The organism is Phyllobacterium myrsinacearum (assembly GCF_014138285.1).
In the GTDB taxonomy this organism is placed as follows: Bacteria; Pseudomonadota; Alphaproteobacteria; order Rhizobiales; family Rhizobiaceae; genus Phyllobacterium; species Phyllobacterium myrsinacearum_A.
The window spans coordinates 1,640,558-1,653,889 of sequence record NZ_JACGXN010000001.1 but is presented as its reverse complement, the minus strand read 5'-3'; the positions used below and the strand labels follow the sequence as shown (position 1 = coordinate 1,653,889).

Genomic DNA, 13,332 nt, shown 5'->3' with positions numbered 1-13,332 from the left:
TAGCAGGGAAGTTCCATTTGGGAAACGCCGCTGAGCGACGATTGCATTTATCGGCCGCCCAGCTCTCGCATCAGCAGGTCAAACAATGCATCCTCGTCAGGCCGAGCGGCAACCTTTATAATCGGATTTTGTAGGCCGGAAATACCGTCGGCAATGCGTCGTGATAAGCATAAAAACATCGTATTTTCAAATAGATATGTTAATTTCAGCTCATCGATCAGGCTTGAGAAGACCTCCGAACTCATACGCGAATAGAGCAAACAACAATCAAGATGTTTTGAACCAAGCGACCTCATCAGAAAATCAGTTGTATAACTGACTGAATTCGTATCGTAGATCGCCAAAGATGAACAGAGGAACCCCGCGCTCTTCACTGCGCGCTCAAATTCTGGAGATCTGACATGACCGGTTAGATAAAGCAGCGAACCGCCCGAACAGAGATCTTCGACAATCGTTTCAGCCAGCGATTCCCCGTCACTGTCCCCCGTCGTAACTGTCTCAAAGCCACGGGCACGAGCCGCATCTGCAGTTGCATCACCCACGGTGAAACAGGGCAGTTGGAGAAACGGCGCAAGTAATTCTTCGCTGGCATGTACCAGCGCATTGGCGCTTGTTGCCACAACGGCGTTGAACATACCTTCAGGCATTGTCGGATTCAGGGGAACAATCTGTGTGAGCGGCAAAAGTGCTGGCGCAAAACCTTGCGCGCGCAGTCGGTCGGCGGTTCTGGTCGCAGCTGGCAAGGGCCGTGTGACCAGAACCGTTTTTTCCATCAGAGCCAATCCGTAAAGAAATGGGCTCCGGCTTTTGCCCGGACGCGCGCCGCTGCATCCCTGCCAATCGCGGCGGCATCTGCAACCGCGCCTTCACCAGTTACCTCATGGGCTTCCGTACCATCCGGCAGCAGAATCATGCCGTGGAACGTGAGAGTCTTACCGGAAACCGTCGCAAGACCGGCGATCGGTGTGCGGCACGAGCCGTCCAATGTACCGAGAAATGCGCGCTCGCAGGCCAGTGCCGTCGACGTTTCAAAGTGATCGAGCGGTGCAATCAGCGCATCGATTCGCTCATCGCCGATTCGGGTTTCCAGCGCAATCGCCCCTTGTCCGGGTGCCGGTGGAAAGGTTGTAACATCCATCAGGGCAGTCGCCGCATCGCCAAGACCGAGGCGGCGCAGACCCGCATAGGCCAAAAAAGTTGCATCGACCTGCCCATCAGCGAGCTTGCGCAGCCGGGTGTCAATATTGCCGCGGAAATTCACAACCTTCAAATCCGGCCTTGATCGGAGAATCAGCGCCTGACGCCGCAGGGATGCGGAGCCGACAACGGCGCCCAGAGGCAGCTCCATCAGCGTTTTGACAGTGCGCCCAATAAACGCATCGCGCGGGTCCTCCCGCTCAAGGAAAACCGAAAGGTGCAGGCCCTCCGGCAGGAAAGTCGCCATGTCCTTGGACGAGTGCACGGCCAGGTCGATGCGGCCATCCACCAGTTGCTCTTCGATCTCAAGGGTGAACAGTCCCTTGCCGCCAACTTCCGATAATGGACGATCCTGAATCCGGTCACCGCTGGTCGAAATCACGACGATCTCGATATCCTCTTCGCGCAGACCATGGGCTTTAACCAGCCGATCACGCGTCTCACGGGCTTGTACAAGCGCGAGAGCACTCCCACGTGTACCGATCTTGAGCGTTTTTGTTTGCATTAGTCGCAGTCCGTGTTACGCGAGTTCGAATTATTTGGCCCTAACTAACGGGCTTTTGTGCAACGGGCAATGCGACGAAGGATGTCAGGGTCATCGATGCGGGTTTTGGGTATAGAAACAAGCTGCGACGAGACGGCCGCTGCGGTCGTGGAACGCGACCATAACGGTCACGGACGGATTCTCTCCAACGTGGTTCTGAGCCAGATTGACGACCACGCGCCCTACGGCGGCGTGGTGCCCGAGATTGCCGCACGCGCCCATGTGGAAGTGCTTGACCGTCTGATCGGTCAAGCCTTGCACGAAGCCCAGATGACGCTTGACGATGTGGATGCGGTGGCTGCAACGGCGGGCCCTGGCCTCATCGGCGGATTGATCGTCGGCCTGATGACCGGCAAAGCCATCGCAATGGCCGCGCAAAAACCATTCTATGCCATCAACCATCTGGAAGGTCATGCGCTGACACCGCGCTTGACCGACCAGATCGATTTTCCGTATCTGCTTCTGCTGGTTTCCGGCGGCCATACCCAGATGGTGCTGGTCAAGGGACTAGGCGATTACGAACGGCTTGGCACGACCATTGATGACGCCTTGGGCGAAGCCTTTGATAAAACCGCCAAACTGCTTGGCCTGCCCTATCCCGGTGGACCGGAAGTTGAAAAAGCAGCCCTGCTGGGCGATTCCAGCCGGTTTCTACTACCAAGACCGCTGAAGGGTGAAGAACGGCTGGATTTTTCCTTCTCCGGCCTCAAGACAGCGGTACGCCAGCTGGCAACCACACTCGAGCCGTTGTCGCAGAGCGATGTCAACGATATATGCGCCGCATTTCAGGCGGCCGTTGCCGATACACTGAATGACCGCGTATCCCGCTCGCTCGCGCGGTTCCGTACCGTTTTTCCTGAGGTGGCGGAGCCGGCACTCGTTGTTGCCGGTGGCGTTGCCGCCAACAAGGTGTTGCGTGCCTGCCTGCAAAACCTGTGCGCCGGCAACGGCTTTCGCTTCATTGCTCCGCCCATGGCACTGTGTACCGACAATGCTGCGATGATTGCCTGGGCCGGTGCGGAACGGGCGGAGAATATGACCGCCGATTCGCTTGATATCGCGCCGCGCTCGCGCTGGCCGCTGGATATGCAATCGGCACCTTTGATCGGTGCCGGGCGTAGAGGAGCCAAGGCATGACCGCCAGACACAATATCGCTGTCCTTGGTGGCGGTGCATGGGGTACGGCACTTGGCTCTATGGCAGCAAGCAACGGACACTACGTGCGCCTCTATGCCCGCGACGCTGTAATTGTTGAATCCATCAACGCCGGTCACCGCAATGAATCCTATCTGCCCGGCATTGATCTCTCCCCGACATTGACCGCAAGTACACAAACAAAAGACGTCCTTTCGGATTGCGATTTCATTCTTTGTGTGATTCCGGCGCAAGCCATGGCTGACGCCCTCGAAGAATTGAAGGTGTTGATCCCTCGATCGATCCCCTTGATCATCTGCGCCAAAGGCATCGACCGCAAGCGTGGACTGCTGATGTCCAATCTGGTCAAGCAGATCATCCCAGACCAGACTCTCGCTGCCTTGTCGGGCCCAAGCTTTGCCAGCGACGTGGCGAGAGGTCTGCCAACTGCCGTCACCGTTGCTGCAGAAAGCCAAGCCATGGCCGACCGTATTGCCTCTGCACTCTCCGGACCGAAATTCCGCTGCTATTCGACCGACGATCTCGTCGGCGTTGAAATTGGCGGCTCCCTGAAAAACGTACTCGCTATTGCCGCCGGCGCGGCCATTGGCCGAGGATTTGGCGCCAGCGCACAGGCCGCGCTGGTTACGCGCGGATTTGTTGAATTGCGCCGGGTTGGTCAAGCTCTTGGCGCCCGATCCGAAACGATCATGGGCCTTTCCGGTCTTGGTGATCTGCTGCTTTCCTGCTCGACAACCCAATCGCGCAACTATTCTTACGGCCTCGCACTTGGTCGGGGCGATGATCTGACCGGCCGACCATTGGCCGAGGGCGTGGCAACAGCGGCTATTGCTGCGGAACTCGTCGCCCGGCACAGTATCGAGGCCCCCATCATCAAAGCGGTCGCACGAATTCTGGATCGCAGCATTACAATTGATGAAGCGGTCGAAGCCCTGCTTGCGAGGCCGCTTAAAAACGAAGATTAGAAATCTGGTTGTCCGTATCGGAGAAAATGAATGCTCTATGCCCTACTTTGCAACGACAAGCCTGACCACTTGCAAGTGCGCCTCGACACGCGCGCCGCACATCTTGAGTATCTCAACGGTCTTGGTGACCGCCTGAAATTCGCAGGACCTTTTCTCGGAGATGATTCAAAGCCCAATGGCAGCCTTGTCGTTGTCGAGGCAGCGGATATCGCCGGTGCACGGGAAATTGCTGCCGGCGATCCCTACGCCAAGGCAGGATTGTTCGCCGCCGTCGATATCCGCCCCTGGAACTGGGCAATCAAAAATCCGGACAACAAATAGGTTCAAACATGGCATTCTGGCTTTTTAAATCCGAACCCGACGCATGGTCATGGAACAAGCAAAAGGAAGCGGGCGCCAAGGGTACCGAATGGACCGGCGTGCGCAACTATCTCGCCCGCAACAACATGCGAGCCATGCAGATTGGCGACAAGGGCTTCTTCTATCACTCCAACGAAGGTCTTGAAGTCGTCGGCATCGTTGAGGTCTGCGCGCTGGTGCATCATGACTCGACCACGGATGATCCTCGCTGGGAATGCGTTGATATCCGTGCGGTGAGGGACGTGCCCAAGCCGGTGACACTCAAGGACGTCAAGGCCAATCCAAAGCTGGAGAAGATGGCACTTGTGACCTCGATGCGACTTTCCGTACAGCCAGTCACACCGGAGGAATGGGAGGAAGTCTGCCGCATGGCCGGGCTTGTTCCAGCACCCCAATGATTGCCCGTCATGGATGAACAAGCGCTCGACCCCAACAGCGAACGCTATCGGCGCTTTGTTCTGGCGAATACCAGCTTGCAATCACCACCACATGTGCCGGAGATACGGCTGCATCTTGCCGATGAGGCCCATGACCTCTGGCACAGGACCGAAGATGAACTGGCAACCATCGGCCTGCCGCCACCTTTCTGGGCCTTTGCCTGGGCGGGCGGCCAAGGTGTTGCGCGCTACGTTCTCGATCATCCCGACACGGTAAAAGATAGAACCGTCCTGGATTTCGCCTCTGGCTCCGGGCTGGTCGGCATTGCCGCTGCGATGGCGGGAGCCGCACATGTCACATCCTGCGACATCGACCCCTTTACCCGTCCAGCCATTAATCTTAATGCCAAAGCCAACAGCGTTGTGATTGAAACCCTTATTCATGATCTGATCGATACAGACCATGATTGGGACGTGATCCTGGCAGGCGACGTCTTCTATGAAAAGCCGCTGGCGGACCGGCTGATCCCGTGGTTTACGACGCTGGCAGCACGCGGAGCCACCGTGATTGTCGGTGATCCCGGGCGTTCATATTTCCCGAAAGACCTTCTGGAAGAACTGGCTGTCTACTCGGTGCCAGTCACACGAATCCTCGAAGATTCGGAAGTCAAACGCACGACCGTCTGGCAGTTCCGCCGTTAGCAGGGCCTAACGCAAAACCCGGATAATCGTTTCTGGTGACAAAAATGGCAGCAGCCGATCCATATCTCGCCGATTGAGAGCAATACAGCCCTCCGTATGGGTATAGCCGGGCCGCGCCAGATGAAAGAAGATGGCACTGCCGCCCGAACGCCGCCTTGGTTTGATATTCCAGTCCATGACAATGCAGACGTCGTAGAGGTCATCCTTGCGCCACATGGTTTCATGGCTGGCGCCATAGGGAATACGCACCTTCCGGTTGTAATTGCGGTCATCGCCTACCTCGCACCAGCCATCGTTGCAGCGCAGCGCGCGTAGACCAAGACCTGTCGGCGCAATCACACGCTTGTCAGGGCGCTTGAAACCATAGAGCAGACGCATGCGTGCCAGTGGCGTCGCGCCGTCCCCTTCCCGTTTGAAAGCGGAGATACCGCCCTTTCCCAGAGCGCAATGCAGCACCATCTGGCCTGCAATCAGCTGCCCGCGGCTGCGATGACCGGGCTTTCGGCGAACATCGATCATTTTCAACGCTGTACGACTCATGGTTGCCTCATAAAAAGCATTTTTATGTCAGACTGATGCGCCGCATAAGCAATATCAAGCCGGTCCCCTTTCTTTCCGGAACAATTCGACTTAAATTCCAACCACTTCTTTGCACGGGCGGGAAACCATATGACAGCACGCACCATTCTTATCGTCGATGATGATACTGATCTTCGCGCCATCCTGGTTGAGCAGTTGAGCCTCTATGAAGAGTTCCAGATTATCGAGGAAGACAACGCAACCAAGGGTATCCAATCTGCACGCAATGGTGTTGTTGACTTGCTGATCATGGACGTTGGCCTGCCTGATATGGATGGACGGGAAGCGGTAAAGCTTCTGCGCAAGGGCGGTTTCAAGGCGCCCGTTATCATGCTCACCGGACATGACACTGATTCGGACACGATCCTCGGCCTCGAATCAGGCGCTAATGACTATGTCACCAAGCCATTCCGTTTTGCCGTGCTGCTGGCACGCATCCGCGCGCAGTTGCGCCAGCACGAACAGAGCGAAGACGCGACCTTTGTTGTTGGTCCCTACACCTTCAAACCGGGTCAGAAAATGCTGATCGACGCCAAGGGTGGCAAGATCAGGCTGACGGAAAAAGAAGTCGCGATCATCAAGTACCTCTACCGCGCGGGCGGCAAGGTTATTACCCGTGACGTTCTTCTGGAAGAGGTCTGGGGCTACAATTCCGGCGTGACAACCCACACGCTGGAGACCCACGTCTACCGGTTGCGACAGAAAATCGAGCATGATCCATCGAATTCAAGCATACTCGTTACCGAAAGCGGGGGATACAAACTCATTCCTTGATGCCGGTTACTGCGCCATGCAGCTTTTTGGCGCATAAAGGACGCAGTAAAGCTTTTGATTTGCGCATAACCCGCACCAAAAATCATAGGAGATTTTTTGGGGTTATGCGCGGCGTCAATCTAGGTATATGTCTGTTCTTGCATGGCAATTGAAGATGATATTCGCATTCTGGAGACAGTGGGGCTGTTCGGGACATTCACCCGCGACCAGTTGCGTTTGCTTGCCTTTGGAACAGAGCGTCTCGTCTTAAGGGAAGGCCGCGAACTTTATCGCGAAGGTCAATCTGCCGATTGTGCCTACGTCATCGACCGGGGGACGATCTCCCTCTTCCGAGAAGGCCAGTCTGGCCGTATCGTGCTCAAGAGTGTTGGTCCTGGAGCGGTTCTCGGCGAAATGGCGATTATCGCCCAGACAAAACGTCTCACCAGCGCAATGGCCGACACGGAAACTGAAGTCATCCGGCTCAATCGATCGCTGTTCCGGCGTATTCTGGAGGAGTATCCGGAAATTGCCGCGGCTCTCCATGCCCAGATTTCTGCCGATCTGAACGACATGGTCGCGGCTATCAGCAAATACGAACATCTATTCGGCGAGCGCTAGCTTAGTCCAGATTGAACCGCGCGATGACCGGCACGTGATCCGAGGGGCGGTCCCAGCCGCGCGCTTCACGCAGAATGGTGATATTGGCCAGATCGTTTTCCAGATCCGGTGAGCCCCATATGTGATCAAGACGCCGGCCTTTGTCAGCAGCGGCCCAATCGGCCGCGCGGTAGCTCCACCATGTATAGATCTTTTCATGCGGCGGAATGTAATGGCGCATCAGATCGCTCCACCCGCCATTTTTGCGCAGCGCTTCAAATGTCTCTGTCTCGATCGGCGTATGGCTGACCACTTTCAACAATTGCTTGTGTGACCAGACATCTGTCTCCAAAGGAGCGATGTTCAGATCGCCCACCAGCAATGACGCGTGGCCATCACCATAAACGGCGTTCATCGCCTTCATTTCCTCCAGGAAGCCGAGCTTGTGGGCAAATTTCGGATTGATGAGCGGATCCGGCTCGTCGCCCCCCGCTGGCACATAGAAATTATGGATACGCAGCCGTTTCGCGCCAGCGGTAACAATCGTGCTCAGATGACGGCAGTCAGCGATATTGCAGAAACCAACCCGCGCTGGTTCAGACAATGGTCGACGTGAGAGCGTGGCGACGCCGTGATACCCCTTCTGACCGCTGATCTCGATATGTTCATAGCCAGCCATGTGAAAGGCTTCGCGCGGGAAAAGATCGTCCGGACATTTCGTTTCCTGCAGGCACAGGACATCAGGCTGATAATCCCGCAAAAACTGCAGAACCAGATCAATGCGCAGACGCACGGAATTGATGTTCCAGGTGGCAACAGAAAAAGGCATGGGGGATAAGCTCGCGATAGAATGGGAACAGCACGAGACTAGACCAAGTTTGCAGCGAATGAAAATCGAAAGGCCGCTCGTCCACACGCGATTGGTGTAACGAAGCGGCCCAAAAAGGACGAAACGCTGTTAGCGCTTCATCGCGATACGCGTGTAATCGATCGTGAACATGTCCTTGGCGAACTTCACATCCTTGCGGACATTGGTGATCATCACAGTCGTGTCGAGGCCCTGCGCATCCGTGATTGTCCACTGCCGCAATTCGTATGTCTTCGGATCAAACATCATCGTAATAGTGGAATTGCCAAAGACAGATTTGTCGCCGAGCACGATCGTGGTCATGTCAGGCTCTTCCTTCACCGACTTGACCCGGTCACCGGTCAAATCGATCTGGTCGGCAAGCAGCAGCTTCAACGGTGTCTTCGACAGGGGATAGAGATCCCACGTATCGAGCTTGCGATTGTTGATGACAACTGATTCGCCATCGGAAATGACACGGATCGGTGATGGCTTGTTATAGGTGAAGCGGATTTTGCCGGGCCGCTCGATATAGAATGTGCCTTCAGTCTGCTCGCCGCGCGGGCCGAACTGAACGAAGTCGCCGGTCATTGTCTTGACGCTGGAAAACTGGTTGGCAATCTGCTGAGCCCCGTTGATGGCGGCCGGTGCCGCCTGGGCATTCGCCTGTCCAGAAACACCAGCTGCACCAAGAAACAGCCCCATGCCAACCACGGAAGCCGCAGCACAGGTCCGGGCAAAGGTGCCAATCGTGCGAAACGAAGCTTTTGTCGTTGTCATGGTGATTATGTCTCCTGTCTTATTCTCTTGCTTTATACCCGGCCAGTTTGACCTGACTGTGGCCGAGAAACGGCGGGAAACCGCAACTTGTTCCTCAATTTTATTATGCGGGGGCTGAATACTAGTTACGTAACACCCCATCACATCGTTACATAGTCACTTGCTCGAGCCGTTACAGCGTCGGGACCCAAAAATGTTACGTAACAGCACCTTTAAAAATCATCATCCTGTGTCGGCACGAGGATGTCGCGCTTGCCTGCATGGTTGGCAGGCCCGACAATCCCCTCCTGCTCCATACGCTCGATAATCGAAGCGGCACGATTGTAGCCAATGCCGAGACGCCGCTGAATGTAACTGGTCGATGCCTTCTTGTCCCGCAGCACCACAGCAACGGCCTGATCATAGGGATCGTCTGAATCTTCCAGATTGGATGTTCCGGCGGGACCGCCGCCCATATCATCTTCGTCATCCTCTTCGGTGATCGCATCGAGATATTCAGGTACACCCTGCATTTTCAGATGGTTGACGATCTTTTCGACTTCATCGTCGCCGACAAAAGGTCCGTGTACACGCTGAATACGGCCGCCACCGGCCATGTAGAGCATGTCACCCATGCCCAGCAGCTGCTCTCCGCCCTGCTCACCCAGAATGGTGCGCGAATCGATCTTGGAGGTCACCTGAAAGGAAATACGCGTCGGGAAGTTCGCCTTGATCGTACCGGTGATCACGTCCACCGACGGACGCTGAGTCGCCATGATCACATGGATACCGGCCGCACGGGCCATCTGCGCCAGGCGCTGCACTGCGCCTTCAATGTCCTTGCCCGCGACCATCATCAGATCGGCCATCTCGTCGATGATCACAACGATGTAAGGCATCGGCTGCAAATCGAGTTCTTCCGTCTCGTAGACTGCCTCGCCCGTTGCCCGGTCAAATCCGGTCTGCACGGTCCGGGCGATGCGCTCACCCTTCTTCTGTGCCTGCTCGACCCGCTGATTGAAGCCGTCAATGTTGCGGACGCTGACCTTCGACATCTTGCGGTAGCGGTCTTCCATTTCCTTGACCGTCCACTTCAGCGCCACGACGGCCTTTTTCGGATCAGTCACAACGGGCGTCAGCAGATGCGGAATCCCGTCATAGATCGACAGTTCCAGCATTTTGGGATCGATCATGATCAAGCGGCACTGTTCCGGGGTCATTCGGTAAAGCAGCGACAGGATCATTGTGTTGATGGCGACAGATTTACCCGAACCGGTCGTACCCGCGACCAGCAAATGCGGCATCTTGGCCAGATCGGCAATAACCGCTTCGCCATTGATCGTCTTACCCAGCGCCAGCGCCAGTTTGGTTTTCGTCTGCTCGAAATCCCGACTGGCCAGCAGTTCGCGCAGATAGACCATTTCGCGGGTCTGGTTCGGCAATTCGATACCGATGGCATTGCGCCCGGGTACAACGGCAACACGAGCTGCAATGGCGCTCATCGAACGTGCAATATCATCGGCAAGCGTGATGACGCGTGATGATTTTATCCCTGGCGCAGGCTCAAGTTCATAAAGTGTCACAACCGGTCCCGGGCGGACATGGATGATCTCACCGCGGACACCGAAATCTTCAAGCACACCCTCAAGCAGTCGCGCATTCTGCTCAAGCGCTTCCTTGGAAAGGCTTGGATTGCGCACGACATTCTTGGGCTCACTGAGGAAATGCAGCGGCGGCATCTCGAATGCATCGGATTTGATCAGGGAAGTCTGTGCCTCGCGCTGCACGCGAACGCCCGCCTTGGGTGCCGGCGCTGGCGTATCGATGCGTGCTCTTGCGCCGGGCGCGGCTGCAGGACGTGCGGGGGCTGCTTGAGGCGCCCAATCATCGACATCATCCTCTTCGCTGAAGGCAATCGGATCATAGTCATCGGACTCACGGCCAAAATCATCATTGCCAATGTCGATAGATGGCGCGTCGATGCGCGGCGCTTCATCATAGAAGCCCGGTTCACGGCGTGCATCGTTCTGCCGTGCGACAGGCACATCGTCAAACATATCATCGTCATTGTGCCGTGCGGCCATGCTGCGGGCGCTGCTATAGAGGCCTGCACTGCGCCCGAAGATACGACGGAACAAAGCCTTGATGCTCAAAAACCAGTGAGTCAGTGCGCCGAGTGCGAGCCAGCTTCCGCCTTCGCTTTCCTCGTCGTCTTCGTCCTCATCGTCAAAATCCTCTTCGCGCGTGACCTGACGGCCGGACTTCTTCGCCACGACAGGTTCGCTGTCGCGATACGTCAGACCACTGGCAAAACCGAATATCCATAGCGTTGGCAAGGCAAGCACCGCGACAAGGATCATGGCGAGGCCGCCACGTGGAAATGTACCGGTGAAAATTGCGGGGATTTTGAGAACCATGTCGCCAAAAACACCGCCCAGGCCGATGGGCATTGGCCAGCTGGCAGGAATGTTGAAGCAGCCAGCCATTGCTGCGGCCATCAACGACGCACAGAACCAGGCAATCGCCCGGCGCGGCAAACGATCCAAGCCCCGGCCAGTCAGCATCAGACCTCCCCAAAACAAGGCAGGCATGAGAGCAACCAGCGCCGAAAGGCCAAAGAACTGCATGCCGAGATCAGCAAAAACCGCGCCCGCATAACCAAGTGCGTTATGCACCGGATTGGAAGTCGCGTGACTGAAGCTTGGATCGATAACATTCCAGGTTGCAAGACTTCCAATGGCAAACGCCACGAAGCAAAACAGCGCCAAACCCCAGACAATCTGGATCTGCCGGCGAAAGAGGGTCGTTAACCCGTGCCGGTTTTCATCAATCGCATAGGAGGCTGAATATCCTTGACGCATGAAATCTCGCCCTAAGTAAACGCACGCACGGCGGTCGTGAATAACCGCAGATTCGATTCCCACGTTACGGCGCGGATGGTTAAGGGGGCATTAACCATGGCAGGCAGGAATGAAATTACGTTGGGGCAAGCAGGATTGTCGTGGGGAAGAGGTTTTCTCGCATTCATTAGCAACCACCTCCAAAAGAAAAGGGCCCGGAAAACCGGGCCCTTTCAGTTCCTGTAAAAAACCGCCCATTAATTGTGGTAAGCGGCTTCACCATGCGAGGTCAGGTCGAGACCGATAGACTCGGCTTCGGCCGTCGGACGCAGGCCAATAACAACGTCAACAATCTTGAAGAGAATGAACGAACCGACGCCGCTCCAGACCAGCGTGACGAGCACAGCCTTGATCTGCACGATGACCTGCGCACCCATGGTAACTTCGCCCGCATAGCCAACACCGCCAAGCGTGGTGCTGGTGAAGATGCCAGTGCCGATCGCGCCGATGATACCACCGATGCCATGCACACCAAAAACATCAAGGCTGTCGTCATAGCCGAGCTTCGGCTTGACCACGGCAACCATGTAGTAGCAGACGATGCTGGCGATTGCGCCGAGGAAGATGGCGCCGACCGGGCCAATTGTACCGGCAGCCGGGGTAACAGCAACCAGACCGGCAACCACACCCGACGCTGCACCGAGCATCGAGGCCGTCTTGCGGGCAAGCGCTTCGATGGCAACCCAGGCAATGATCGCACCGGCAGTCGCCGTGAACGTGTTGATCATCGCAAGTGTCGCTGTACCATTGGCTTCGAGGGCCGAACCGGCGTTGAAGCCGAACCAGCCAACCCACAGGATCGCGGCGCCAATCATCGTGAAGGGCATGGAATGCGGAGCCATCATGTCGCGGCCCAAGCCTGCCCGCTTGCCGACGAGAAGTGCGCCAACCAGACCGGCAATACCGGCATTGATGTGAACAACCGTACCACCGGCAAAATCAAGCGCGCCCCAACCGAAGATCAGACCGTTGGCATCCCAAACCATGTGGGCAATCGGGAAATAGACGAACGTAACCCAGAGGATAACGAAGAGGATCGTAGCAGAGAATTTGATGCGCTCAGCGAAGGCACCAATGATCAGAGCTGGCGTAATGGCAGCAAAGGTCATCTGGAAGCAGATGAACACATATTCGGGAATGCCGACACCCTTGGTGAAGGTTGCTGCAACCGAAGCCGGTGTCACGCCCGACAGGAACACTTTGCCGAGGCCGCCCCAGTAAGGGCTGGTACCGCCGCCAAAGGCGAAGGAGTAACCGTAGAAGACCCAGATGACCATGACGACAGCCGCAATGCCGGTGCACTGCATGAGAACGGAAAGAACGTTCTTGGCGCGGACGAGACCGCCATAGAACAGGGCAAGGCCCGGAACGATCATGAACAGCACCAGCACGCTGGAAATCATCATCCAGGCGGTGTCGCCCTTGTCTACTGTCGGCGCAGCAGCGGCGGCTGCATCGGCTACAGCAGGCGCAGCTTCCTGTGCAAGCGCGGCCAGCGAACCGAATGCGGTCAGCGCCAGTGAACCCAGAAGGGTACTGCGCACCGCGGATGTCAGACTGGTTGGAATTTTCATTATTTTCTCCTTAAACCCCA

At 56.4% G+C, this 13,332-nt stretch carries 14 protein-coding genes; 7 read left to right on the top strand and 7 right to left on the bottom strand.

The window, feature by feature from the left end; genetic code table 11:
* Positions 1-47: 47 nt before the first annotated feature.
* Complete coding sequence (locus tag FHW16_RS08230; protein ID WP_182548583.1) at positions 48-773, bottom strand: uroporphyrinogen-III synthase; 726 nt, start codon at positions 771-773, stop codon at positions 48-50.
* Entirely contained in the window at positions 773-1,702 is a 930-nt protein-coding gene (gene hemC / locus FHW16_RS08225) for a hydroxymethylbilane synthase (RefSeq protein ID WP_182548582.1), read from the bottom strand. The genes FHW16_RS08230 and hemC overlap by 1 nt, the downstream gene beginning before the upstream one ends.
* A gap of 96 nt (positions 1,703-1,798) precedes the next feature.
* Between hemC and tsaD the strand changes: the two genes are divergently transcribed.
* The 5 genes from tsaD to FHW16_RS08200 are packed head-to-tail and all read left to right on the top strand — an operon-like array spanning position 1,799 to position 5,300.
* Positions 1,799-2,878, top strand: a complete 1,080-nt coding sequence (gene tsaD / locus FHW16_RS08220; RefSeq protein WP_182548581.1) for a tRNA (adenosine(37)-N6)-threonylcarbamoyltransferase complex transferase subunit TsaD — start codon at positions 1,799-1,801, stop codon at positions 2,876-2,878.
* Positions 2,875-3,861, top strand: a complete 987-nt coding sequence (locus FHW16_RS08215; protein ID WP_182548580.1) for an NAD(P)H-dependent glycerol-3-phosphate dehydrogenase — start codon at positions 2,875-2,877, stop codon at positions 3,859-3,861. The genes tsaD and FHW16_RS08215 overlap by 4 nt, the downstream gene beginning before the upstream one ends.
* 30 nt (positions 3,862-3,891) lie before the next feature.
* The gene (locus tag FHW16_RS08210) at positions 3,892-4,182 is read left to right on the top strand and encodes a YciI-like protein (RefSeq protein WP_182548579.1); all 291 of its coding nucleotides are present in this window, start codon (positions 3,892-3,894) and stop codon (positions 4,180-4,182) included.
* An 8-nt stretch (positions 4,183-4,190) separates the two neighbouring features.
* The gene (locus FHW16_RS08205) at positions 4,191-4,619 is read left to right on the top strand and encodes an EVE domain-containing protein (RefSeq protein WP_182548578.1); all 429 of its coding nucleotides are present in this window, start codon (positions 4,191-4,193) and stop codon (positions 4,617-4,619) included.
* Between the two features lie 9 nt (positions 4,620-4,628).
* The gene (locus tag FHW16_RS08200) at positions 4,629-5,300 is read left to right on the top strand and encodes a class I SAM-dependent methyltransferase (RefSeq protein ID WP_182548577.1); all 672 of its coding nucleotides are present in this window, start codon (positions 4,629-4,631) and stop codon (positions 5,298-5,300) included.
* A gap of 6 nt (positions 5,301-5,306) precedes the next feature.
* Here FHW16_RS08200 and FHW16_RS08195 read toward each other — a convergent pair whose 3' ends face one another.
* Positions 5,307-5,840: a L,D-transpeptidase family protein gene (locus FHW16_RS08195; protein WP_182548576.1), complete on the bottom strand. Its 534-nt coding sequence runs from the start codon at positions 5,838-5,840 to the stop codon at positions 5,307-5,309.
* Positions 5,841-5,969: 129 nt separating this feature from the next.
* Between FHW16_RS08195 and FHW16_RS08190 the strand changes: the two genes are divergently transcribed.
* Positions 5,970-6,653 carry a response regulator transcription factor gene (locus FHW16_RS08190; RefSeq protein WP_091879514.1) on the top strand — a complete coding sequence of 228 codons (684 nt, stop codon included), beginning with the start codon at positions 5,970-5,972 and terminating at the stop codon, positions 6,651-6,653.
* Positions 6,654-6,794: 141 nt separating this feature from the next.
* Complete coding sequence (locus FHW16_RS08185; protein WP_182548575.1) at positions 6,795-7,253, top strand: cyclic nucleotide-binding domain-containing protein; 459 nt, start codon at positions 6,795-6,797, stop codon at positions 7,251-7,253.
* 1 nt (position 7,254) lies between these two features.
* Here FHW16_RS08185 and FHW16_RS08180 read toward each other — a convergent pair whose 3' ends face one another.
* The 4 genes from FHW16_RS08180 to FHW16_RS08165 all read right to left on the bottom strand — a co-directional run bounded on the left by FHW16_RS08180 (position 7,255) and on the right by FHW16_RS08165 (position 13,312).
* Positions 7,255-8,061 (bottom strand): exodeoxyribonuclease III, encoded by an 807-nt coding sequence (locus tag FHW16_RS08180; RefSeq protein ID WP_182548574.1) that lies wholly within the window; start codon positions 8,059-8,061, stop codon positions 7,255-7,257.
* A 129-nt stretch (positions 8,062-8,190) separates the two neighbouring features.
* Positions 8,191-8,859, bottom strand: coding sequence for an outer membrane lipoprotein carrier protein LolA (locus tag FHW16_RS08175; protein ID WP_182548573.1), 669 nt, complete (start codon positions 8,857-8,859; stop codon positions 8,191-8,193).
* A 212-nt stretch (positions 8,860-9,071) separates the two neighbouring features.
* On the bottom strand, positions 9,072-11,699 hold the full coding sequence (locus tag FHW16_RS08170) for a DNA translocase FtsK (protein ID WP_182548572.1): 2,628 nt from the start codon (positions 11,697-11,699) through the stop codon (positions 9,072-9,074).
* A gap of 236 nt (positions 11,700-11,935) precedes the next feature.
* The gene (locus tag FHW16_RS08165; protein WP_182548571.1) at positions 11,936-13,312 is read right to left on the bottom strand and encodes an ammonium transporter; all 1,377 of its coding nucleotides are present in this window, start codon (positions 13,310-13,312) and stop codon (positions 11,936-11,938) included.
* Positions 13,313-13,332 lie beyond the last annotated feature (20 nt).